The 21538-nt window shown below is 60.5% G+C and carries 24 protein-coding genes; 3 read left to right on the top strand and 21 right to left on the bottom strand.

Features of this window, described 5'->3' with window-relative positions; translation table 11 throughout:
- The first annotated feature begins 216 nt into the window (after window positions 1-216).
- Window positions 217-1881 (top strand): electron transfer flavoprotein-ubiquinone oxidoreductase, encoded by a 1665-nt coding sequence (locus tag P8H27_RS03060; protein ID WP_289635141.1) that lies wholly within the window; start codon window positions 217-219, stop codon window positions 1879-1881.
- Between the two features lie 83 nt (window positions 1882-1964).
- Here P8H27_RS03060 and P8H27_RS03055 read toward each other — a convergent pair whose 3' ends face one another.
- The 5 genes from P8H27_RS03055 to P8H27_RS03035 form a co-directional block, all read right to left on the bottom strand.
- Window positions 1965-2531: a DUF1285 domain-containing protein gene (locus tag P8H27_RS03055; RefSeq protein WP_289635140.1), complete on the bottom strand. Its 567-nt coding sequence runs from the start codon at window positions 2529-2531 to the stop codon at window positions 1965-1967.
- Between the two features lie 10 nt (window positions 2532-2541).
- A complete protein-coding gene (locus P8H27_RS03050; RefSeq protein WP_289635139.1) occupies window positions 2542-3144 on the bottom strand; it encodes a DUF4823 domain-containing protein in 603 nt (200 codons plus the stop codon).
- A 65-nt stretch (window positions 3145-3209) separates the two neighbouring features.
- Window positions 3210-4100, bottom strand: a complete 891-nt coding sequence (locus P8H27_RS03045; protein WP_289635138.1) for a radical SAM protein — start codon at window positions 4098-4100, stop codon at window positions 3210-3212.
- 21 nt (window positions 4101-4121) lie between these two features.
- Complete coding sequence (locus tag P8H27_RS03040; RefSeq protein ID WP_289635137.1) at window positions 4122-5090, bottom strand: GTP 3',8-cyclase MoaA; 969 nt, start codon at window positions 5088-5090, stop codon at window positions 4122-4124.
- Between the two features lie 89 nt (window positions 5091-5179).
- Complete coding sequence (locus P8H27_RS03035; protein WP_289635136.1) at window positions 5180-5818, bottom strand: TetR/AcrR family transcriptional regulator; 639 nt, start codon at window positions 5816-5818, stop codon at window positions 5180-5182.
- A gap of 76 nt (window positions 5819-5894) precedes the next feature.
- On the opposite strand from P8H27_RS03035, the gene P8H27_RS03030 reads away from it, so the two are divergent.
- On the top strand, window positions 5895-7028 hold the full coding sequence (locus tag P8H27_RS03030; protein ID WP_289635135.1) for an aminotransferase class V-fold PLP-dependent enzyme: 1134 nt from the start codon (window positions 5895-5897) through the stop codon (window positions 7026-7028).
- Window positions 7029-7316: 288 nt separating this feature from the next.
- Here P8H27_RS03030 and P8H27_RS03025 read toward each other — a convergent pair whose 3' ends face one another.
- The 13 genes from P8H27_RS03025 to P8H27_RS02965 all read right to left on the bottom strand — a co-directional run bounded on the left by P8H27_RS03025 (window position 7317) and on the right by P8H27_RS02965 (window position 17665).
- Window positions 7317-8099: a TatD family hydrolase gene (locus P8H27_RS03025; protein ID WP_289635134.1), complete on the bottom strand. Its 783-nt coding sequence runs from the start codon at window positions 8097-8099 to the stop codon at window positions 7317-7319.
- Between the two features lie 95 nt (window positions 8100-8194).
- Complete coding sequence (locus tag P8H27_RS03020; protein ID WP_289635133.1) at window positions 8195-8551, bottom strand: PilZ domain-containing protein; 357 nt, start codon at window positions 8549-8551, stop codon at window positions 8195-8197.
- Between the two features lie 36 nt (window positions 8552-8587).
- The gene (locus P8H27_RS03015; RefSeq protein ID WP_289635132.1) at window positions 8588-9574 is read right to left on the bottom strand and encodes a DNA polymerase III subunit delta'; all 987 of its coding nucleotides are present in this window, start codon (window positions 9572-9574) and stop codon (window positions 8588-8590) included.
- Entirely contained in the window at window positions 9567-10199 is a 633-nt protein-coding gene (gene tmk, locus P8H27_RS03010) for a dTMP kinase (RefSeq protein WP_289635131.1), read from the bottom strand. The genes P8H27_RS03015 and tmk overlap by 8 nt, the downstream gene beginning before the upstream one ends.
- Window positions 10200-10209: 10 nt before the next feature.
- Complete coding sequence (gene mltG / locus P8H27_RS03005) at window positions 10210-11262, bottom strand: endolytic transglycosylase MltG (RefSeq protein WP_289635130.1); 1053 nt, start codon at window positions 11260-11262, stop codon at window positions 10210-10212.
- 3 nt (window positions 11263-11265) lie between these two features.
- On the bottom strand, window positions 11266-12081 hold the full coding sequence (pabC, locus tag P8H27_RS03000; RefSeq protein WP_289635129.1) for an aminodeoxychorismate lyase: 816 nt from the start codon (window positions 12079-12081) through the stop codon (window positions 11266-11268).
- Window positions 12081-13325, bottom strand: coding sequence for a beta-ketoacyl-ACP synthase II (fabF, locus tag P8H27_RS02995; protein ID WP_289635128.1), 1245 nt, complete (start codon window positions 13323-13325; stop codon window positions 12081-12083). Before fabF ends, pabC begins: the two co-directional genes overlap by 1 nt.
- Window positions 13326-13616: 291 nt before the next feature.
- Window positions 13617-13853 (bottom strand): acyl carrier protein, encoded by a 237-nt coding sequence (acpP, locus tag P8H27_RS02990; RefSeq protein WP_090497298.1) that lies wholly within the window; start codon window positions 13851-13853, stop codon window positions 13617-13619.
- Between the two features lie 195 nt (window positions 13854-14048).
- Window positions 14049-14792: a 3-oxoacyl-ACP reductase FabG gene (gene fabG, locus P8H27_RS02985; protein WP_289635127.1), complete on the bottom strand. Its 744-nt coding sequence runs from the start codon at window positions 14790-14792 to the stop codon at window positions 14049-14051.
- A gap of 16 nt (window positions 14793-14808) precedes the next feature.
- A complete protein-coding gene (gene fabD / locus P8H27_RS02980) occupies window positions 14809-15744 on the bottom strand; it encodes an ACP S-malonyltransferase (RefSeq protein ID WP_289635126.1) in 936 nt (311 codons plus the stop codon).
- A gap of 183 nt (window positions 15745-15927) precedes the next feature.
- The gene (gene plsX / locus P8H27_RS02975; RefSeq protein ID WP_289635125.1) at window positions 15928-16938 is read right to left on the bottom strand and encodes a phosphate acyltransferase PlsX; all 1011 of its coding nucleotides are present in this window, start codon (window positions 16936-16938) and stop codon (window positions 15928-15930) included.
- A 3-nt stretch (window positions 16939-16941) separates the two neighbouring features.
- Window positions 16942-17124, bottom strand: a complete 183-nt coding sequence (rpmF, locus tag P8H27_RS02970; RefSeq protein ID WP_079201670.1) for a 50S ribosomal protein L32 — start codon at window positions 17122-17124, stop codon at window positions 16942-16944.
- A 13-nt stretch (window positions 17125-17137) separates the two neighbouring features.
- The gene (locus tag P8H27_RS02965) at window positions 17138-17665 is read right to left on the bottom strand and encodes a YceD family protein (RefSeq protein WP_289635124.1); all 528 of its coding nucleotides are present in this window, start codon (window positions 17663-17665) and stop codon (window positions 17138-17140) included.
- 112 nt (window positions 17666-17777) lie between these two features.
- Here P8H27_RS02965 and P8H27_RS02960 point away from each other — a divergent pair, with 112 nt between their 5' ends.
- Window positions 17778-18356 carry a nucleoside triphosphate pyrophosphatase gene (locus tag P8H27_RS02960; RefSeq protein WP_289635123.1) on the top strand — a complete coding sequence of 193 codons (579 nt, stop codon included), beginning with the start codon at window positions 17778-17780 and terminating at the stop codon, window positions 18354-18356.
- A 192-nt stretch (window positions 18357-18548) separates the two neighbouring features.
- Here the strand turns inward: P8H27_RS02960 and P8H27_RS02955 are convergent, their stop codons facing one another.
- Genes P8H27_RS02955 through rluC form a run of 3 tightly spaced genes read right to left on the bottom strand, consistent with a single transcriptional unit; the run spans window position 18549 to window position 21160 of the window.
- Window positions 18549-19529 (bottom strand): S49 family peptidase, encoded by a 981-nt coding sequence (locus P8H27_RS02955; RefSeq protein ID WP_289635122.1) that lies wholly within the window; start codon window positions 19527-19529, stop codon window positions 18549-18551.
- Window positions 19519-20214, bottom strand: coding sequence for an HAD-IA family hydrolase (locus P8H27_RS02950; protein ID WP_289635121.1), 696 nt, complete (start codon window positions 20212-20214; stop codon window positions 19519-19521). Before P8H27_RS02950 ends, P8H27_RS02955 begins: the two co-directional genes overlap by 11 nt.
- The gene (rluC, locus tag P8H27_RS02945) at window positions 20207-21160 is read right to left on the bottom strand and encodes a 23S rRNA pseudouridine(955/2504/2580) synthase RluC (RefSeq protein ID WP_289635120.1); all 954 of its coding nucleotides are present in this window, start codon (window positions 21158-21160) and stop codon (window positions 20207-20209) included. Before rluC ends, P8H27_RS02950 begins: the two co-directional genes overlap by 8 nt.
- Between the last annotated feature and the right edge of the window lie 378 nt (window positions 21161-21538).

Raw genomic sequence — 21538 nt, 5'->3', positions numbered from 1 at the left:
ACCGTCCGTATCTTGACCGCACGACCCAGTCCGGTCAATACAGCGAAGCGACCAATCGGCCGCGATGATGTAGTACGATTCTAACAGCCCTACAGAAATTCAAACAAACGTTTGTATTGGATCATTTGGGGGGCGCAGATATAATGCGCGCGCATCGCCCTGGGAACGAGCCTGATCGTCAAATATAACTAGAGAGCCTTGAGTAGGAGATAGCCTGTGGAACGCGAATTTATGGAATTCGACGTCGTCATCGTCGGCGCCGGCCCTGCTGGTTTGTCCGCCGCCTGCCGACTGAAGCAGAAAGCCGCCGAAGCCGGCAAAGAAATCAGCGTCTGCGTGGTCGAAAAAGGCTCTGAAGTGGGTGCACACATTTTGTCCGGTGCGGTGTTTGAACCGCGCGCGCTCAATGAGCTGTTTCCCGACTGGAAGGAGCTTGGAGCACCGCTGCATACCCCGGTAATGCGCGATGACATCTACCTGCTCAAGAGCGCCGAAAAAGCCAGCAAGATTCCCGACCTGTTCGTGCCCAAGACCATGCACAACCAGGGCAACTACATCATCTCCCTGGGCAATCTGTGTCGCTGGCTGGCCCAACAGGCCGAGAACCTGGGCGTGGAAATCTACCCGGGCTTCGCCGCCCAGGAAGCACTGATCGACGAAAAGGGTTCGGTTTATGGCATCCTCACCGGCGATCTGGGCGTCGACCGCGAAGGCCATCCGAAAGAGGGTTATTACACCCCCGGCATGGAACTGCGCGCCAAGTACACCCTGTTTGCCGAAGGCTGCCGCGGCCATATCGGCAAGCAACTGATCAAACAATTCAACCTCGACTCCGAAGCGGATGCCCAGCACTACGGCATCGGCATCAAGGAAATCTGGGATATCGACCCAAGCAAGCATCAACAAGGCCTGGTGGTGCACACCGCCGGCTGGCCGCTGGATGTAGTGGGTAACCAGAACACCGGCGGCTCCTTCCTTTACCACCTGGAAAACAACCAGGTGGTGGTCGGCCTGATCGTCGACCTGTCCTACAGCAACCCGCACCTGTCGCCGTTCGACGAATTCCAGCGCTACAAGCACCACCCGGTGATCAAGCAGTACCTGGAAGGCGGCAAACGCGTGGCCTATGGTGCCCGCGCCATCAGCAAAGGCGGCCTCAACTCGCTGCCGAAGATGGTGTTCAACGGTGGCGCACTGATCGGCTGCGACCTTGGCACCCTGAACTTCGCCAAGATCAAGGGCAGCCACACCGCGATGAAGTCCGGCATGCTCGCCGCCGATGCCGTGGCCGACGCGCTGTTCGCCGGTCGCGAGGGCGGCGATCAGCTGAGCGGTTACGTCGACGCGTTCAAGGCCAGCTGGCTATACGACGAGCTGTTCCGCAGCCGCAACTTCGGCCCGGCACTGCACAAGTTCGGCGTGCTGGGCGGCGGTGCCTTCAACTACCTCGACCAGAACCTGTTCGGCGGCAAGATCCCCTTCACCCTGCACGACACCAAGCCGGATTACGCCTGCTTGAAGCCGGCGGCCGAGGCGGAGAAGATCAGCTACCCGAAACCGGATGGCAAGCTCAGTTTCGACAAACTCAGCTCGGTCTTCCTCTCCAACACCAACCATGAAGAAGAGCAACCCTGCCACCTGAAGCTCGCCGACCCGAACATTCCGCTGACTAAGAACCTGCCGCTGTACGACGAACCGGCGCAGCGCTACTGCCCGGCGGGCGTGTACGAAATCGTCACCCAGGAAGACGGCGAGAAGAAGTTCCAGATCAACGCGCAGAACTGCGTACACTGCAAGACCTGCGATATCAAGGATCCAGCCCAGAACATCACCTGGGTGGCACCGGAAGGTGCCGGCGGGCCGAACTACCCCAATATGTAAGACGCAAAAAGGCTCCCTCGGGAGCCTTTTTTGCATTTGGCGGCAAGCCGCGCGCTCGTTCTTGTGCCGCTTGCAGCTAAACCCTATGGCTGCGGCCCAATCGGGAAGAACTCCCCGCTGCTCCACACCCCCAGCCAGGCTTGACCGTCGATCTCACGCGGTACCGCCAGCTCGACCAACTGATAGAACACATTGCGGTGAATCAAGGCCTCCAGGTTGCTGCGCACATGCACATAAGGCGCAGGTTCCTGGGTCAGCTCATTGAGCTCCACGCGCAGCGGATGCTCGGCACCGGCAGCGACCTCCTCCTCGACGTTGGTGGTGAAACGCAGCACCTGCGCCTCACCCTCGCCGTCCACCTGCAGGCTGACCGCGACGAAGGGCGCAGCATCGACCCTGATACCGACCTTCTCCACCGGGGTGACCAGGAAGTAGTCATCGCCATCGCGGCGGATGATGGTGGAGAACAACTTGACCATCGGTTTGCGGCCAATCGGGGTGCCCATGTAGAACCAACTGCCGTCACGGGCGATGCGCATGTCGATGTCGCCGCAAAAGTCAGGGTTCCACAAGTGCACGGGCGGCAAGCCCTTCTGCTCGCTCTTGGGGATCTGTGCCAGCAGGTCGCCGGCTTTGCCTGGGTCAGTCATGAGCGTTTCCTTAGCGGCCCAGTCCAATCAGGCTACGGGCATAATCGCGCAGCGGTGGACCGAGCAAATCTTCTGGCTGGGCATCATAGAACGTCAGGAAGCCGCCGCGGCTACGAATCCGCGCGGTATCGACCAGATAACGGGTATTGGTCTCGATCAGCATCAACTGAATGACGCTGCGGTCGGTACCGAGCCGATCCAGCACCTGCTGATCCACCCACTCATCCGCCGTGCCGATGCGATCATCGGCATAGGCGAAGCGACTGTAGAGCAAATAATGCGCACCGCGCGCGCGCGCCTGCTCCAGGGCCTCCTCCAGCCCGGCCGGACTGCGCGCCCGGCGCACCAGCGGGAAATACTCGACGAAGCCCTTGAACGCTTCTTCCGCCACCACATTAGGCCGCGGGTAGGCCGCTCCGGGCGGAACGAAATGTCCCTGGGCGATATAGATGAAAGAGTCGTGCTGCAGACGTCGCGAGGCCATGCGCTCGGTACGCCCGTGGTCGAGAATACCGGCATCGCGTAATTGATAGGCCGCGCCATCGGCCAGGTCGCTGACCTGCATGCAGCCACCCAGGATCAACAGCGCTAGGATTGACATCAGACTACGCATCACTCTCCTCCCGTTGCCGGTGACGGAATACCGGCGGACGGGACACCAATGCAGGTTCCACGCCATCACAGGCCGCGCTGCCACTCCTGGCGTAACCCGGCATCTTGCGGCTGTTCGATGGCGGCACGCACCTGCGCCAGCAGACGCCTCTTGTCCGCCCCCAGGGTACCTTTGAGTACCAGGTAGTTGGAGGCATGGTCGCTGCGAAACACCGCGTCGCGCAGCTCAAGCCCCTGCAGCAGGCGCTCGACCTCGATGAATAGTTGCTGCTGTCCTAGGGGCTGATAATCGGCGAACGCCCGGCGAAAACGCGCCTCGCCCTGGGGAAAGCTGACCACCAGGGTCGAGAGGAACTCCGGTTGCGCGGCATTCATCAGGCGCGCCGAGTTGTCGGCATGCTGCCCACTCAAGCTGCGGCCACCGAGGCCGTTGAGGATCATCACCGAACGAGCAATCCCCGCCTGACCAAGCTTGTCCAGGGCACTCAGGCTGGACTCGAACGTCTCGCCCTTGTTGACCCGCGCCAACACCTCATCGTCGCCCGACTCGCAGCCCACATAGGCCATGCGCAGCCCGGCGTCGGCCAGCTCCTTTAGCTCACCAACGGTTTTCTTGCGCAGATTGCGCGGCAGGCAATAGCTCGACACCCGCTCGACATCCGGCATGTACTCACCAATGGCCGAGAGGATGGCCAGCAAGCGCCGCGTCGGCAGCACCAGGGCATCGCCATCGGCGAGAAACACCCGCTGTACGATCAGCTGTTCGCCCGCGCGGCGAATGTCCTCCAGCACGTCGCGCTCATCGCGGGCGCGGAATTTCTTCTGCTCCTGGGTGTACATCTCGCAAAAGCTGCAGTTGTTCCAGGAGCAGCCGTTGGTCACCGGCAGAATCAGCGAATGGGCCTCGCTGGGCGGGCGAAACACCGGTTCGATATAGGCAATCGGGAAATCAGTCATGGGTTTCAGGCCGGGCAGCCGTCAGCCTCCAATAATCTTCATGACGGTCACGCCCCCGGAGAAGGCAACCTCCTGCTTGTCGCCGAGCGCCTTGACCAGCAGCCCTTGGAGCGCCGGCAAAGCCTGGTGGCGCGGCTTGTCGAGCAGGTCGCCGACATAGTGGCGATTGCTCGACGACAGACAGCCATGCAGCCAGCCGGTCGAGGACAGGCGCAAACGCGAACACGTACGGCAGAACGGCACACTTTCGTTGGCGATCACCCCGAAAAAGCCCTGGCCTGGAATCTCGTAACGCAACGCCGTGGCATCCACCGGCGCATCGGCCTGAGCGAAGCGGTAGCGCTCACCAATCATCGCCAACAGCTCGGGCATGGCCACGAACTGGCGCAGGAAGCTATTGCCGTCGCGCGCCAGATGGCCCATGCGCATCAACTCGATAAAGCGCAACTCGAAACCGCGCGCCAGACAATACTCCAGCAACGGCAGAACCTGATCGAGGTTCTGCCCACGCAGCGGCACCATATTCAGTTTGACCCGCATACCCGCGGCATGCGCTTCGTCCAAACCAGCCAGGACAGTGGGCAGATCACCGCCGCGAGCAATAGCTCGGAAGGCAACAGGATCGAGGGTATCCAGGGAGACGTTGAGGCGGCGAATGCCGCTTGCCAGCAGCAACGGCAGCTTGCGCGAGAGCAATTGGCCGTTGCTGGTCAGACTGATGTCGGCCAACCCCAGCGTACTGACGCCGCGCAAAACTGCCTCCAACTTCGGACTGACCAGAGGTTCGCCGCCGGTAATGCGCAAACACTCGATACCTGCGGCTTCGACCAGGTAGCCGACCCCACGCACCATGGCCTCAGCGGACAGTTCGTCCTGTGCCGCGACCAGACGTTTGCCGTCGGGCACGCAATAGGTACAGGCGTAATTGCAGGCAGCGGTCAGACTTACCCGCAGGTTGCGAAAGCGTCTACCTTGGCGGTCAACAATCATGGACGACTCCGATTAGCATTGCTCGAAGTATATCGCCGCAATCGGCCACGACACATGCACTGCATGCGCTATCAACCAGCCGAATAACGTCAATCGGCAGGAGCCTCGGTGTCACGCTTGCGCTTGTTGCCCATGCGTACACCGATGTCCATGAGGAACTGGAAGAACCCTTCCTGGTCTTCCAGCACGTTGCTCCAGAACGGCGAGTGATAGAGCGCCACGGCGCCATGCACCAGCGCCCAGGCCGCGCAATAATGGAAGTACGGCGGCACGTCTTCCAGCTTGCCCTCGGCAATGCGGCCCTTGATCAGTTGAGTCAGACGCTCGAAGTTGGAGGCGCGGATCTTGTGCAACTGCTCGACCATTTCCGGCACCTGATTGCCCTTGACCACCTTCTCTTCCAGGCGGTCGAACAAACGGTAGCGTTGCGGGTCGCGCATGCGGAACTCGAAGTAGGCGCGCGACAGCGCTTCCTTGTCGCGATCGACGTCGGCCGAATGGAGCAACTCGTTCAGGTCGCGCTCATAGTCGAGCATCAAACGCAGGTAGATCTCTGCCTTGGACTTGAAATGCTTGTAGATGGTGCCTTTGCCGATACCAACGGCGTCAGCGATCATCTCGACAGTAACGCTGTCCTCACCCTGTTCAAGGAACAGTTTCAGCGCAATGTCGAGAATCTCCTGTTCGCGGCGGCGAAACTCACGGATCTTACGGGGTTCAATCTGCATAAGAAGGACTAAACGGTCGAAAATCGAAGGCGAGTATTATGCCTAATTAGCGCAAAATTGCACGGATCATCCGACCATGTACGGCATTCATGACGAGTTCCCGCAACTTCCCGGCCTCCGTTACCTGAACCACGCCGCGGTCGCGCCCTGGCCACGGCGCGCAGTGCTGGCGGTCAAGCGTTTTGCCGAACAGAACGCCCAGGTTGGCGCCCGCGACTACGCGGATTGGCTGCTGGTCGAACGCAGCCTGCGCGAACGCCTGACCCGCCTGCTCAATGCACCATCCAGTGACGATATTGCCCTGGTCAAAAGCACCTCGCAGGCGCTGTCCTTCGTGGCATTCGGCCTGGATTGGCACGCCGGCGATCAGGTGGTGATCGGCGATGAAGAATTCCCCTCCAATCGCGTGGTCTGGGAGGCGCTCAAGCCGCAAGGGGTCGAAGTGATCAAGGTCGGCCTGCATAGCGGCGACCCGGAAACCCGCCTGCTCAACGCCTGCGGCCCGCGCACCCGACTGCTGTCGATCAGCGCCGTACAATACGCCAGTGGCCTGCGCCTGGATCTGCCGCGGCTCGGCCACGGCTGTCAACAACGCGGCGTATTGTTCTGCGTCGATGCGATTCAACAGCTTGGCGCCCTGCCCTTCGACGTCCAGGCCTGCCAATGTGCCTTCGCCATGGCCGACGGTCATAAATGGTTGCTCGGCCCGGAAGGTCTTGGTGCGTTCTATTGCCGCAGCGACCTGCGCCCGCAACTTGAACTGCATGAGTACGGCTGGCATATGCTCGAACACTGCGGCGACTTTCTGCGCCAGGACTGGCAACCCGCGCCCTCGGCCAGACGCTTCGAGTGCGGCAGCCCGAACATGCTCGGCACCATGGCACTGGAAGCCAGCCTGTCGCTTCTCGAGGAAGTCGGCATGGTCGAGGTCGGCAAGGCCGTGCAGGAACGCGTGCAATGGCTGCTCGACGGCCTGGCCACTCGCCCTGGCGTAACGCTGCACAGCCCGATTGATCCGGCTCGTCGCGCCGGCATCGTCACCTTCAGCCTGGCGGGCTGGGATAATCAGTCGCTGTTCCAACGCCTCAGGTCTGAGCAGGTGATTTGTGCGCAACGCGGCAACGGCATCCGCCTGTCCCCACATTTTTACAGCAGCGCGCGGGTACTAGAGGAAACCTTGGATCTGTTGCACCAGTTGGCAACAGGGTGAGGACTCAACAACCGGCCAGGTATTCCAAATCTGTTTAAAAAACGAGCAAACCAGCCTGGACGTTCAGCAAACTTCGCCAATACTCAGGAGTACTGGTGTGCGGCATCTCCCCCCAAGTGCCCCACCAGGCAAGGTACCTTGGATCGCGTACCTTGATTTACTCCTAATGGTCTTAACCCGGATTCATCCCCCAGAACCCGGGTTTTTTTTACATGGCGTTTAGGGTCGACGGCATCCCATGCCGCCGCGTCGACTCACTCGCCACCCGCGCACGCACGCACGCAGACATTAAGCGACTCGCGCCAATGGGAACAGGCGCTTGAAGTTAGCCGTGGTCTGATCCGCCAGTTGCTCGAAACTGACGCCACGCAACAACGCCAGATACTCAGCCACATCGCGTACGTATTCCGGCAGATTCGGCTTGCCGCGGTGTGGCACCGGCGCCAGATAGGGCGAGTCGGTTTCCACCAGCAAGCGATCGTCCGGCACCTGGCGGGCGACTTCACGCAGTGCCTCGGCATTGCGGAAGGTGACGATGCCGGACAGGGAAATATAGAAACCGATATCCAGCGCCGCCTTGGCCATTTCCCAGTCTTCGGTAAAGCAGTGCAACACCCCGGCTTGAGGCAAGGCGGCCTCACGCAGCAAGGCCAGGGTATCGGCACGCGCTTCGCGGGTATGCACGATCACCGGCTTGCCGGTGACCTTGGCGGCCTGCAGGTGCAGGCGGAAGGCCTGCTGCTGCAACTGCGCCGCTTGCGGCTCGTAGTGGTAATCCAGTCCGGTTTCACCGATGGCCACCACTCTGGGGTGGTTCAGCTCAGCCAGCAACCAGTCCAGAGCCGGCGCGGCCTCCGGCTCGAGATCCAGCGGATGAACCCCAACCGAGCAATCGACGTCGACATAGCGCTCGGCCAGACTCTTGACCGCCGCAGCATTGTCGGCACTGACCCCAATGCAGAGAAAATGACCAACGCCACGCGCTCGCGCAGCGTCCAGCGCGGCATCGAGGGAGCCGCCATGCGCAGCCAGATCGAGGCGGTCGAGATGACAGTGGGAATCGATAAGCATGATGTGAAGCCTCAAGTAGCAAGCTTCAAGCCACAAGCAAAAGCGAGAACGCCAACGCTTTCTTGTCACTTGCAGCTTGCGGCTTGTCGCGACAGTTACATGGTATGGGTCGGGCGATCCGACTTCAGCGCACCCGCCAGGTAGGTCTCGATCTTGTTCCGCGCGGTGTTGTCACCGTCATTGAACTGCACACCGACCCCCGCCGCACGGTTGCCTTGCGCACCCTTGGGCGTGATCCACGCCACCTTGCCGGCGACCGGGATCTTTTCCGGCTCGTCCATCAGATTGAGCAACATGAACACTTCATCGCCAAGCTTGTAGCTCTTGTTGGTCGGGATAAACAGCCCGCCATTCTTGATAAACGGCATGTAAGCGGCATAGAGCACGGATTTGTCTTTGATGGTCAGCGACAGGATTCCGTTACGCGGGCCCAAATTAGGTGGCAAGCTCATGCGGCGTTCCTGGTTTTCATTACTTGATGGCCGATTCTAGCTCGGTCTGAGTAAGCTTGCCCACTGCACCAGCAAGGCTTCGAGAAGCATGACACGGTTGAGGTTGGCTTTACCTATGACTTTCTGCCGCTGTGCCAGCAACCAATCCTGCATGCTCAACACTTTTGCCTGAGCGGTTTTCTCTGCCAGGTATTGTATGACCTTGCGCATATCGGCCTGCCCCAACCCCGCCTCGTCACGCGTCAGCTGATAACGCAGGATCAACTGCGCCCAGTCGCAGAACCAGTCGAACAACAACTGCAAGGACACGGCGTTCCAGCTTTCTGCCAATTGGCTCGGCGCGATCTGCTGCTTGAGTAGCTTCTTGATCCCGTCGACCACCAGGGCACGCTGCTGGCGCACGCCCTGGGCGTGCATGCGCACGGCGACCAAGGGCGAACCTGCCGCCAGACAGAGCAACTCGGCGCGTTCCTCATCGGCACACTCCGGCAGCGCCTGCGCCAGCCAGGCCTGGCTCGTCGCCTGGCTCGGCAAGGGACAGGCCTGCTGCACGCAGCGACTCCTTACCGTCGGCAGCAAGCGACTGGGTTGGTGACTGATCAACAGCAAAACCGTATTGCCGGAAGGCTCTTCCAGACTTTTCAGCAAGGCGTTGGCCGCATTCAGATTCATCGCCTCGGCCGGCTCGACCAGTACCACCTTGCGCCCGGCGAGTTGGGCGGTCTGCACCACGAAATTGACCAAGTCACGCACCTGGTCGACCTTGATCGCCTTGTCGACCTCTTCCGGCTGCAGAATGTAGTTATCCGGATGGCTGCCGGCAGCCAGCAGATGGCAGGACTTGCACTGACCGCAGGCATCCAGGCCCGCTGGCCGCTGGCAGAGCAAACGGGCCATCAGGCGCTCGGCGAGGGCGCGTTTGCCGATACCGGCCGGCCCATGCAGCAGGTAGGCATGGGCATGCTGCGTGCGCCCGGCCAATTGCTGCCAGAGCGTGGCTTGCCAGGGGTAGGCATCAGCCACGGCACAGCTCCACGATATGTCCCAACATGGCGTCTAGATCCTGCTGCACCTGGCTCAGCGGCTGCGCGGCATTCAAAATCCGATAACGCCGAGGCTGTTCACCGGCACGGCGCAGATAGGTCTGGCGCACCGCCTCGAAAAATGCCCGCCCCTCCTGCTCGAACCGATCCAGCCGACCACGCGCCGCCGCACGGGCCAGACCTATCTCTACCGGCAAATCGAATACCAGGGTCAAATCCGGACGCAGATTGCCTTGCACGAAGCTTTCCAGCACAGCAATACGCGCCTGCGACAAACCGCGGCCGCCACCCTGGTAGGCATAGGTGGCATCGGTAAAGCGATCGCAGAGCACCACGCAACCACGGGCCAGTGCCGGCCGAATCACCTGGGCCAGGTGCTGGGCACGGGCCGCGAACACCAGCAGCAACTCGGTGTCGGCCGCCATCGGCTCATCGCTCGGCGTCAATAACAGCTCGCGGATGCGCTCGGCCAGCGGCGTACCGCCCGGCTCGCGAGTCAACAACACCTCGATACCTTGCGCGCGCAGGCGCTCGGCCAAGAACTCGCGGTTAGTGCTTTTACCGGCGCCTTCGGGGCCTTCCAGAGTGATAAACAAACCGCTCACGGGCTGTCCTTTATTGATGGTTCGACTGCACGGGGGCAGGACTCGAACGGTAATCCTCGCGCCGCGTGAGCTGGTACTCGCGTACCGCGCGGTTATGGGCCTCGAGGGTATTGGAGAATACATGGCTGCCGTCGCCGCGAGCGACGAAATACAGGCTCTTGCCTGCCACCGGGTGCAGCGCGGCATTGATCGCCTCGCGCCCCACCATGGCGATCGGGGTCGGCGGCATGCCATCGATCACATAAGTGTTATGGGCCGTCGGCTCACGCAGGTGAGCACGGGTCAACTTGCCGTTGTAGCGCTCACCCAGGCCATAAATTACCGTAGGGTCGGTCTGCAGGCGCATGCCGATGCGCAGACGCCGGACGAATACGCCGGCAATCTCGCCGCGTTCCTCGGGCACTCCGGTTTCCTTTTCGATGATCGAGGCCATGATCAAGGCGTCATAAGGCTCCTTATAAGGCAGCCCATCGGCGCGACCTTGCCACTCCTCGGCCAAGACCTGTTCCAGGCGGACATAGGCTTGCTTGAGCAGATCGAGGTCGCTCATGCCGCGCACGAACCGGTAGGTGTCGGGGAAGAAGCGCCCTTCCGGATTAACCCCCGGGTAGCCCAGGCGCACCATCAACTGGGCGTCGCTCAGTTCGCTCAAGGTCAGATCGAGCTTGCTTTCGCGCGCCAAGGCCGCGCGCATCTGGCGAAAACTCCAACCTTCGACCAGAGTCAGGCTGTACTGCACCACCTCGCCACGCCGCCACAGCCCGAGCATATCGCTCACGCTGAGCCCCGGAGTGAGGCGATACTCGCCGCTGTGCAGAGGCTGCCCTCTAAGGTTGAAGCGCCAGTAGAGTCGCAACCAGAACGCATCATGCAAAACGCCGTCAGCCTGCAGGCGATTGAGTACACCGCCAGGAGTAGCGCCCGCCGGCACCTCAAGCATCAGCTCCTCGGTCAGATTCAACGGTTGCTCGAGCGCCGAGTGCTGCTGCCAGGCGACCAAGGCCACCAGCAAACCGGCAACTAACACGCCGCCCTCAAGCAGCAACAACAATTTACGTATCACAAATCAGCTGTCCAGTAGGTCGCAGGCGATGATCTGCAGTTTACGGGTCAGCGGGCCAACCGGCCACTCATGCCGTTGCAGCGCACGGACAGGCCAGACGCCGTAGAGACTGTTGCAAAGAAAGATCTCGTCGGCCCCCAGCAACGTATCAAGACCGATGTCGCACACATGGCAGGGCAAACCCTGATCCGCGGCCTGCGCCAGCAGCTCGGCCCGCATCACCCCGGCCACTCCGCAGCGGGAAAGATCGGGCGTGAGCAAGACGCCATCTTTCAACATAAACAGATTGCTGTAGACGCCTTCGATCACCCGCCCGGAGGTATCCAGCAGCAAGCCTTCGGCATGTTCGGCGTCCTGCCACTCGGCGCGCGCAAGCACCTGCTCGAGCCGATTCAAATGCTTCATCCCGGCCAGCAGCGGTTGCTCGGCGAGTCGCGTCACGCAGGGGAACAAACGCACACCCAGTTCGGCATTGCAGGCCGGATAAGAGGGCTTTGCGCTACCCTGCAGAATCCGTCGCGGCAACCCTGGTTGCGGCGGCGCGTAACCGCGCAAACCGTCACCGCGGGTCACGATCAACTTGGCCACGCCATCGCCCAACTCACGACTGAACGCCAGCAGCTCCGCACGCACCAGCGCCAGATCGAGATCGATCTGCAAGCGTGCGCAACCTTCGCCAAGCCGCGCCAGGTGTCGAGCCAGCAAGGTGGGACTGCCACGATTGACGGCGATGGTCTCGAACAGCCCATCGCCGTACGCCAAACCACGATCCCTGACGGAGAGCCGTTCCAACGGCTGACCGTCGACCCAGCTCGGCATCAACCCGCGTACCGGCGAAATACCAGTGAACCGTTGGTGCCGCCAAACCCAAAGGAATTGGACAGCACCACATCGATCGGCATGGCTTTGGCCTGGTGCGCAACGAAGTCGAGGTCGCAGCCCTCGCCAGGCTCGTCCAGATTGATGGTTGGCGGGGCCACCTGCTCACGAATGGCCAAGATGCTGAAGATTGCCTCGACCGCACCAGCCGCGCCCAGCAGGTGGCCGGTCATCGACTTGGTCGAGCTGACGGCAAGCTGATAAGCATGTTCGCCAAACACCGACTTGATCGCCGCGACCTCAGCCTTGTCTCCCGCCGAAGTCGAAGTGCCGTGGGCGTTGATGTACTGCACCTGGTCGGTATTCAACCCGGCGTCGCGCATCGCATTGGCAATGCAGCGGGCGGCACCGGCACCGTCTTCCGGTGGCGAAGTCATGTGGTACGCATCGCCACTCATGCCGAAACCGATCAACTCGGCATAGATAGTCGCGCCGCGCGCCTTGGCGTGCTCCAGCTCTTCCAGAACCAGCGCACCGGCACCATCGGACAGCACGAAGCCATCGCGATCCTTATCCCATGGACGACTGGCGCTGGCCGGATCATCGTTGCGCGTGGACAGTGCCCGCGCCGCAGCAAAGCCACCGATTCCCAAACCGCACGCGGCCATCTCGGCACCACCGGCGACCATCACGTCGGCTTCGCCATAGGCAATATTACGCGCGGCCATGCCGATGCAATGGGTACCGGTGGTACAGGCGGTGGCAATCGCATAGTTCGGCCCCTGCAACCCCAGATGGATCGACAGGAAGCCAGAAATCATGTTGATGATTGAGCCCGGCACGAAAAACGGCGAAATGCGCCGCGGGCCCAACTCATGCAACAACTTGCAGTTGTTCTCGATATTGGTCAGACCGCCAATGCCCGAGCCGAGGGCCACACCAATACGCGCACGGTTGGCATCGGTCACTTCCAGCCCGGAATCGCGCACAGCCTGGAAGCTCGCGGCCAGCCCATACTGAATAAACAGATCGAGCTTGCGCGCTTCTTTGGCGGACAAATACTCCTCGACATTGAACCCCTTGACCGAACCGCCAAAACGGGTGGTGTAGGCGGAAAGATCCATATGTTCGAGCGGGGCGATGCCACTGCGTCCGGCCAAAATACCCTGCCAGCTGCTCGGCACATCGTTACCCAGTGGCGACAGCATGCCCATACCGGTAACCACGACGCGTCTACGCGACACAGCAATCTCCTCATATTCGGTTATTCAACGCCTATCCATTCCCTTACCCCGATAGCGGATAACGAACGCAGATCAGGCAAGGCAAGACAGCGCACCAGGTGGCGCAGCAATGGCCAAAAGCTGGCCCGCAGGGCAGGCACAGTCAGTGAGTCCGCTTAACGGATCGCGAGCCTTCCCGCACTGCGAAGCTGGACGCCCACCCCTTTGACCACTTCCAGCACCCCGTCAAAGAAAAACCGCACGCCCGATAAGGGCTGTGCGGCTTTTCCAAGTCGGAAGTCGACGATCAGCTTATTGCGCGTGCGCAGTCACGTAATCGATAGCTTCCTGAACAGTGGTGATCTTCTCGGCTTGCTCATCCGGAATCTCAGTCTCGAATTCTTCTTCGAGAGCCATCACCAGCTCAACAGTGTCAAGGGAGTCGGCACCCAAGTCTTCAACGAAGGAAGCGCTGTTGGTTACTTCGTCTTCTTTGACGCCAAGTTGTTCGGCAACGATTTTCTTGACGCGTTCTTCGATGGTGCTCATACCGTATTTTCACTCCTAATTGGACAAATCCAGGCAGCTGGTCTGCGGCCAAGTGTATATAAAGGGTTTTTAGCATTTCAAGCAGAATGCAAGACTGCCCCAGAACACCCCAATGATCCAGCTATAACCCTGCTGCAGCTTTATACCGGATTTTAGACAGCATCTATGACAGTTTTCTGAAGGCTGCAGTCACATTCAGCTCATGTACATTCCGCCGTTCACAGGGATAGTAGCTCCAGTGACGTAGGCGGCGCCATCGGAAGCGAGGAAAGCGACCACTTTTGCGATCTCTTCGGCCTGCCCCAAACGACCCAGCGGAATCTGTGTCAGCAACGCATCGCGCTGTGCTTCCGGCAGTTCGCGGGTCATATCCGTATCGATAAAACCAGGTGCCACCGCGTTCACGGTGATCGACCGCGAACCCACTTCACGCGCCAGTGCACGACCGAAACCTTCCAGCCCGGCCTTGGACGCAGCATAGTTCACTTGCCCGGCATTGCCCATGGCGCCGACCACCGAACCGATATTGATGATGCGCCCGAAGCGCGCCTTGGTCATACCGCGCAACACTGCCTTGGACAACCGATAGAGGCTGTTCAGGTTGGTATTGATGACATCGAACCACTCGTCATCTTTCATCCGCAGCATCAGGTTATCGCGCGTGATACCTGCGTTGTTGACCAGGATCAACGGCTGGCCAAGGTGTTGCTGAATGTGCTGCAGAGTCGTGGCGACCGATTCGTCGCTGCCGACATCCAGCACCAGGCCAGCCCCTTCGATGCCCTGTTCTTTCAGGTATTCGGCGATACGCTCGGCACCAGACGGCGACGTCGCCGTGCCGATCACCACGGCGCCCTGCCGCCCCAACTCCAGAGCAATGGCTTGGCCGATGCCGCGACTCGCGCCAGTGACCAATGCAACCTTACCTTGCAGGCTCATAACAACCTCTCTTAATTCAGGCCAAGGCCGCACGGGCGGCGGCGAAGGCGTCTGGGGTGTCCAGATTATACGTATTGATTCCTTTGACGCAGCGCTTGTTCAGCCCCGACAGCACCTTGCCCGGACCGCACTCGACCAAATCGGTCACGCCTTGCTCAGCCATGCAGACTATCGACTCGACCCAACGAACCGGGCTGTACAACTGCGCCAGCAGATCGGCCTTGAGCGTGGCAAGGTCGACGACCACACTCGCGCTGACGTTCTGCACCAGCGGAACCTGCGGCGCCTGCCAGGCCACAGCCGCAACCGCCTCAGCGAAGCGCTCGGCAGCCGGGCGCATCAGCGCGCAATGCGACGGCACGCTGACCGGCAGCGGCATGGCACGCTTGGCGCCACGCGCCTTGCACGCCTCGGCGGCGCGCGTCACAGCAGCAGCCGAACCCGCGATCACCACCTGCCCAGGCGCATTGAAATTCACCGCGCTCACCACCTCGCCTTGCGCCGCCTCGGCGCAGGCCGCCAGCACATCGGCATCGTCCAGCCCGAGGATGGCCGCCATGCCACCCTGCCCGGCCGGCACCGCCTGCTGCATCAACCGACCGCGCAGCTCCACCAGCTTGACCGCCTCAGCGAACGCCAGGCTGCCTGCCGCAACCAGCGCCGAGTATTCGCCCAGGCTATGGCCGGCGACGAACGCCGGCTGCAAACCGCCCTCAGCGCACCACAGACGCCACAAGGCAATGGATGCAGCAAGGATCGCCGGCTGGGTTTTATCGGTTTGATTGAGTTGCTCTTCCGGCCCCTGCTGGGTCAAGTCCCAGAGGTCGTAGCCAAGCACTTCGGAGGCTTCGGCAAATGTATCGATAACGACTTGCTGTGAGCCATGCCCAGCCAACATCGCCAGCGACTGCGAGCCTTGGCCAGGGAAGACGAATGCGAGGGATGCAGACATGTAAACGAGCCTCTATGGTCTTATCGTCGAATAAATTCACGCCTGGCAAAGTCAAGCGCAACCAAAGTCAAGCGCAACAAACTGACAGTTGGATGGCAAGCCACCCATCGCGGTCACATTAACCGGCCACCGAAGCAACAGCGCACAGCCCCTGGAAGCCTGCAGGAATCATCAACAAGCGATTCAGAGCAACATATCCTCGAGACGCCCATGCAGGCGCTGCGGCAAATTGTCCTCAATTTCCATCAACGCACGACGAATGGCACTCTTGAAACCTTCTACGCCTGCCGAGCCATGGCTCTTCACCACAATACCCTGCAGACCAAGCAAGCTCGCACCGTTGTGCTGCGCGGGCGCCAGCTCGGCACGCAAGCGGCGCAACACCGGTAGCGCCAGCAGACCCACCAGCCGCGAAACCAGGTTGCGCCTGAACAACGAGTCGATACGCGCCGCAATCATCGCGGCCAAACCTTCGCTGGACTTGAGCAGAATATTGCCCACAAAGCCGTCGCATACCACCACATCGGCGTCGCCACGATAAAGCCCGTCGCCTTCGATAAAACCGACGTAATTCAAACCGCGGGCTTGCTGCAAAAGACTCGCAGCCAGCTTGACCTGCTGATTACCCTTAATTTCCTCGGTGCCAACATTGAGCAACGCCACACGCGGCCGCACCACCCCCAATGCCTCGGCAGCCACCGCGCCCATCACGGCGAACTGGTAGAGCTGCTCGGCACTGCAGTCGACATTAGCCCCCAGATCGAGCAAGTGACAGCAGCCCGCCCGCGTCGGGACAGCCGCCACCATGGCTGGGCGGTCTATACCTGGCAGGGTTTTCAGCACATAACGCGACAAGGCCATCAAGGCACCGGTATTGCCGGCGCTGACACATGCCTGAACCCGCCCATCACGCAGCAAACCCAGAGCCACCCGCATTGACGAATCCGCCTTGCCGCGCAGCGCTTGCGCTGGGCGCTCGTCCATGGCGACCACCTCGCCAGCATGCTCGACCTGCAGGCGTGCGCGATCGACGCCAGGGCTACGGGCAATCAAATCTTCAATAAGGGGGGCTTGGCCGACTAGGACCAGGTGCAACGAAGGGTACTCGGCCAAACAGGCAATGCTGGCCTGAACAATGCAGTGGGAACCGAAGTCCCCACCCATTGCATCAATCGCGATGATCGGAGCGGACAAGATTTACTCGTCAGCGCCCTTATCGATCACTTTGCGACCACGGTAAACACCTTCCGGCGATACGTGGTGGCGCAGATGGATTTCGCCGGTGCTTTTCTCGACGGACAGCGTGCTGGCATCGAGAGCATCGTGCGAACGACGCATGTCACGGGCGGAACGGGATTTTTTGTTCTGCTGAACAGCCATAACTGATTAACTCCTAAACGTTTGGGTCACGCTTTAACTGCGCCAATACACTGAACGGGTTGGACCGCGTTACCTCGTCCTCGCTCGACTCGGGCTCTTCGAGGCCGACCGGCTGCTGGCAATCTTTAGGGTCATGAACCGGGACAATGGGCAAAGCGAGCAACAGCTCCTCCTCAACCAGCGCCAGCAGATCCAATGGATCTTCACCCAACTCCAGCACGTCATAGCCCTTCGGCACGGACTGGGTATTCGCACCTTCCTTCACCACAGCGTAATCACACGCACTACGGATCGGCAGGGCAACCAGTTCCAGACAACGCTGGCAAACCATCTTGACCTCAACCTCGAGCTCACTATGGAAAACCACAGCATTACGCTCATCACGCTCGAAGAAAAACTTCGCACGCACCATGCCTTGATTATCGGCAAGCGGGTCGCAGAGTCGCGGCAAATCGACTAGCGGAACCGCGCCTTCAAGCGTGGCACCACGATCAGCCAACTTGCGCGGATCAACATGAGGTGGAATCGGTGCATTTAACATAGGCGCCGCATTCTAGGGATGCACCCTGCCCCTGTCAAAGGATATTCGGCCTGTCCAGCACGAAGAGCGCCGACTAGAATTGCCCGCCTATATAAAAGGAGAGACACATACCATGCCACCCCTGGTGCTCGCATCCAGCTCACCCTACCGCCGAGAACTATTGGCCCGCCTGCGCCTGCCCTTTAGCTGGAGTGCGCCAGCCATCAATGAAGCCCCCCTGGCCGATGAAGACGCCAACGCACTGGTGCGCCGTCTGGCAGAAACCAAAGCCCGCGCCCTCAGCGCCAAGCACCCGCAACATTTAATCATTGGCTCCGACCAGGTCGCCATTCTCGGCAAACAGATTCTCGGCAAACCCAAGACCCTTGAACGCGCCCACGCACAACTGCTCGCCGCAAGCGGCAACAGCGTCACCTTCCTGACCGGGCTGGCCCTGCTCGACAGCCAAAGCGGCCACTGCCAGATCGACTGCATACCCTTCACCGTGCACTTTCGCCAGCTGAGCGATGCACAAATCAGCCGCTACCTGGAGGCCGAACAACCCTTCGACTGCGCCGGCAGCTTCAAGGCCGAGGGACTGGGCGTCAGCCTGTTTCGCAGCACCGAAGGCACCGACGCCACCAGCCTGATCGGCCTCCCCCTGATCCGCCTGGTGGACATGCTCCATGCGGCCGGTATCGATGTCCCATAAAGCAACAAGCCCGATCACTGACCGGGCTTGCGCTCAACACGAGATCGACTAGCAGGCCGTTGAAAAATGTAGCGAGCGAAGGCTAGGCAAGGCGAAATCAGCCGAAAAAGCGCAGTGTACGAGCTGTACATGAGCATTTTGAGGCTGATTTCAACGCCGCATAGCCGAGCGCAGTAGTTTTTCAACGGCCTGCTAGCGCAGACTCGGCCCCTGAAAGCCCATCCACATGGCCAGATCCTCGGCAACGCTGGCACCAAGGCGCTTGGCGAAGCGGTCAAACGGCGACTCCTTGACCGTGAAATCGACCAACTCTTTTTCGCCGATCACTTCACGCGCGACATAGCTGGCATTGCCCAGCGCATCGATCAAACCGAGCTGCAGCGCCTGCTCACCCGACCACACCAGCCCCGAGAACAGCTCGGGATGCTCCGCCGATTTCAGCCGATCGCCACGCCCCTGCTTGACGCTATCGATGAACTGTTGATGCGTGGTCTCCAGCACCCCCTGCCAAAACTGCGCCTCCTCTTCCTTAGGCGGCTGAAACGGATCGAGAAACGCCTTGTGCTCGCCGGCGGTATACACCCGACGATCGACGCCCAGTTTCTCCATGACCCCGACAAAGCCGAAACCGGCCGCCGTCACCCCAATCGACCCGACCAGGCTGGCCTTGTCGGCGTAGATCCGATCGGCGGCACTGGCGATGTAATAGGCCCCAGAAGCACCCAGATCGGTGATCACCGCATACAGCTTGATCGCCGGATACTCGGCGCGCAGGCGACGAATCTCATCATAGATATAACCCGACTGCACCGGACTGCCGCCCGGGCTGTTGATCCGCAGGATCACCCCCTTGGTGTTGCCGTCCTCGAATGCGGCGCGCAGGCTGCCCACTATATTGTCGGCACTGGCCAACTCCTTATCGGCAATCATCCCGCGCACCTCGATCAGCGCGGTATGGCTGGCGCCACTCTTGACGCCCTCTTTCAGGTCGAGCAGCGGGGCAAATAGCGCCAGCGCAGCAAACAGATAGATAAATGTCAGCGACTTGAAAAAAATCCCCCAGCGGCGCGCCCGACGCTGCTCCTGAACGCCAGCCAACAAGGTTTTTTCCAGTAACTTCCAGCTTTTTTCATCACCGTCACTGGCCGCCGATGCTTTCCATTCATCCGACATGATCACCTACCTCAACTGATTGTCCACCTGCACGCCGATCAAGCCAGGCATGCAACTCCATGAAATTTTCTATCGCCAGCACCGGCCCATACTCACGTAACGCAGCCAAGGGCTGAGCACCATAACCGACCGCCACGGAATCCACCCCCGCACATCGAGCCATCTGCAAATCGAACGATGAATCGCCCACCATCAACGCCCGCCCGGCAGGAACGCCGCAATGCTCGAGAATGTCCGCCAACATCAGCGGATTCGGCTTGCTCGCCGTTTCATCGGCGCAGCGGGTGGTATCGAAATAATCCAACCAACCACGTCCCTCCAGCACACGCTGCAAGCCATGACGGCTCTTGCCGGTGGCCACGGCCAAACGATAGCCCTGCGCACGAAAGAGCCCCAACGCCTCGGCCACGCCCGGAAACAACGCCGAAGGCTCAGCCTCCAGCGCCAGGTAACGCTCGCTGTAACAGCGACGGAAACGCTCGACCAGCATCGGCTCGAGCAGATCCGGATACAAGCTGCTGATCGCCTCTGGCAACCCAAGCCCGATAATGCCCTTAACCCGCACGTCAGCACAGCGCGCCAGACCACAAGCATCCGCCGCCCAGTGCATCGACTCGACGATACGACCAATGGAGTCGACTAGCGTGCCGTCCCAATCGAAAATCAACAATTCATAGTCAGACACTCAGGCGCTCCAGCGTATGCGCCCAGGCAGCGTCGACCGGCGCTTCCAGCTTGAGCTCGCCACCATCCGGCAGCGGCACGACCAACGCATAGGCATGCAGGAACAGACGCTTGCCACCCAATTCACGGATCTCGCGGCTGAATTCGTCATCGCCATACTTGCTGTCACCGGCGATGCAATGCCCCGCATACTGGCTGTGCACGCGGATCTGATGGGTGCGCCCGGTCACCGGCTTGGCCTCGACCAAGGTGGCGAACTCACCGAAACGGCGCAGCACACGAAACAGCGTCAGCGCCTCCTTGCCTTCATCGCTAACCTCGACCATGCGCTCCCCCGAACGCAGATTGCTCTTCTGCAGGGGTGCGCTGACCCGCTTCTTGGCGGTCGCCCAATGACCCCGAACCAGCGCCATATAACGCTTATCAACGCCGTCACCGCGCAACGCCTCATGCAGGTGCCGTAGCATGCTACGTTTCTTGGCGATCATCAAAAGCCCGGAAGTGTCGCGATCGAGACGATGAACCAGCTCCAGCTCCTTGGCGTCCGGCCGCAGTTGACGGAAAGCCTCGATCACCCCGTAGTTGAGGCCGCTACCACCATGCACGGCGATGCCGGCTGGCTTGTTCAGCACAATCAAGGCTTTGTCTTCATACACGATGGCCGCCTCCAGGCGCTCGAGCAAGCCCTGCGCCAAGGGGGCTGGCTCATCGCGCTCAGCCAGACGCAGCGGCGGAACGCGAATGATGTCGCCCGCCTGCAGCTTGTACTCCGGCTTGATGCGGCCCTTGTTCACCCGCACCTCGCCTTTACGCAAAATGCGGTAAATCAATGTCTTGGGCACACCCTTTAACTGGGTGCGGAGGAAGTTATCGATGCGCTGGCCGGCGAGCTCCGGCGCAACCTCGAGCAGCTGAACGCCGGAGGTTGTAGAAGTAGGAGTTGTCATCGCGCAATCATAACAATTTTTATGGACATATTTTATAAAATTGAAGCACTTAATCATTACTGCTATAGTCGCGAACGCCGCCAAAAGCGGTCCGGTTTGCGGATGATCGCCAAAACTGCCATCCCCAACCGACGCAATCCATTTGGGACGTAAGGCCGTCCGACGGGTTATTCAGAGATAGACAGCCGCAAAGGCCGCGGATAACTCGGAAATAAAGCCTTAAGCCATGATGCGCAGCCGCCCCCTTTGGGCGTTTGCGGTAAATGCCAACCCGCTGCGGATTTTATGCGCGCGGCACTCGATTTTCAGTGATACGTGTAGGGTGGAGACGTACAACCGTCGGTCTGCGTAGCAAGTAGCTTTATCGAAGACGCTTCA

It is taken from the genome of Pseudomonas sp. sp1636 (assembly GCF_030376615.1).
In the GTDB taxonomy this organism is placed as follows: Bacteria; Pseudomonadota; Gammaproteobacteria; order Pseudomonadales; family Pseudomonadaceae; genus Aquipseudomonas.
The sequence above is the reverse complement of the archived record's forward strand: the minus strand, read 5'-3'. Positions and strand labels throughout refer to the sequence as shown.

What these genes read in the sequence shown, in the direction of transcription:
- P8H27_RS03045 (WP_289635138.1), bottom strand. Translation starts at nt 4,100, where the DNA reads ATGACTGATTTCCCGATTGCCTATATCGAACCGGTGTTTCGCCCGCCC.
- P8H27_RS02965 (WP_289635124.1), bottom strand. Translation starts at nt 17,665, where the DNA reads ATGTTAAATGCACCGATTCCACCTCATGTTGATCCGCGCAAGTTGGCT.
- P8H27_RS02960 (WP_289635123.1), top strand. Translation starts at nt 17,778, where the DNA reads ATGCCACCCCTGGTGCTCGCATCCAGCTCACCCTACCGCCGAGAACTA.
- acpP (WP_090497298.1), bottom strand. Translation starts at nt 13,853, where the DNA reads ATGAGCACCATCGAAGAACGCGTCAAGAAAATCGTTGCCGAACAACTT.
- rpmF (WP_079201670.1), bottom strand. Translation starts at nt 17,124, where the DNA reads ATGGCTGTTCAGCAGAACAAAAAATCCCGTTCCGCCCGTGACATGCGT.
- P8H27_RS03020 (WP_289635133.1), bottom strand. Translation starts at nt 8,551, where the DNA reads ATGAGCTTGCCACCTAATTTGGGCCCGCGTAACGGAATCCTGTCGCTG.
- fabD (WP_289635126.1), bottom strand. Translation starts at nt 15,744, where the DNA reads ATGTCTGCATCCCTCGCATTCGTCTTCCCTGGCCAAGGCTCGCAGTCG.
- P8H27_RS03035 (WP_289635136.1), bottom strand. Translation starts at nt 5,818, where the DNA reads ATGCAGATTGAACCCCGTAAGATCCGTGAGTTTCGCCGCCGCGAACAG.
- P8H27_RS03030 (WP_289635135.1), top strand. Translation starts at nt 5,895, where the DNA reads ATGTACGGCATTCATGACGAGTTCCCGCAACTTCCCGGCCTCCGTTAC.
- P8H27_RS03050 (WP_289635139.1), bottom strand. Translation starts at nt 3,144, where the DNA reads ATGCGTAGTCTGATGTCAATCCTAGCGCTGTTGATCCTGGGTGGCTGC.
- P8H27_RS03055 (WP_289635140.1), bottom strand. Translation starts at nt 2,531, where the DNA reads ATGACTGACCCAGGCAAAGCCGGCGACCTGCTGGCACAGATCCCCAAG.
- pabC (WP_289635129.1), bottom strand. Translation starts at nt 12,081, where the DNA reads ATGCCGAGCTGGGTCGACGGTCAGCCGTTGGAACGGCTCTCCGTCAGG.
- rluC (WP_289635120.1), bottom strand. Translation starts at nt 21,160, where the DNA reads ATGACAACTCCTACTTCTACAACCTCCGGCGTTCAGCTGCTCGAGGTT.
- P8H27_RS03040 (WP_289635137.1), bottom strand. Translation starts at nt 5,090, where the DNA reads ATGATTGTTGACCGCCAAGGTAGACGCTTTCGCAACCTGCGGGTAAGT.
- fabG (WP_289635127.1), bottom strand. Translation starts at nt 14,792, where the DNA reads ATGAGCCTGCAAGGTAAGGTTGCATTGGTCACTGGCGCGAGTCGCGGC.
- P8H27_RS02955 (WP_289635122.1), bottom strand. Translation starts at nt 19,529, where the DNA reads ATGTCGGATGAATGGAAAGCATCGGCGGCCAGTGACGGTGATGAAAAA.
- P8H27_RS03025 (WP_289635134.1), bottom strand. Translation starts at nt 8,099, where the DNA reads ATGCTTATCGATTCCCACTGTCATCTCGACCGCCTCGATCTGGCTGCG.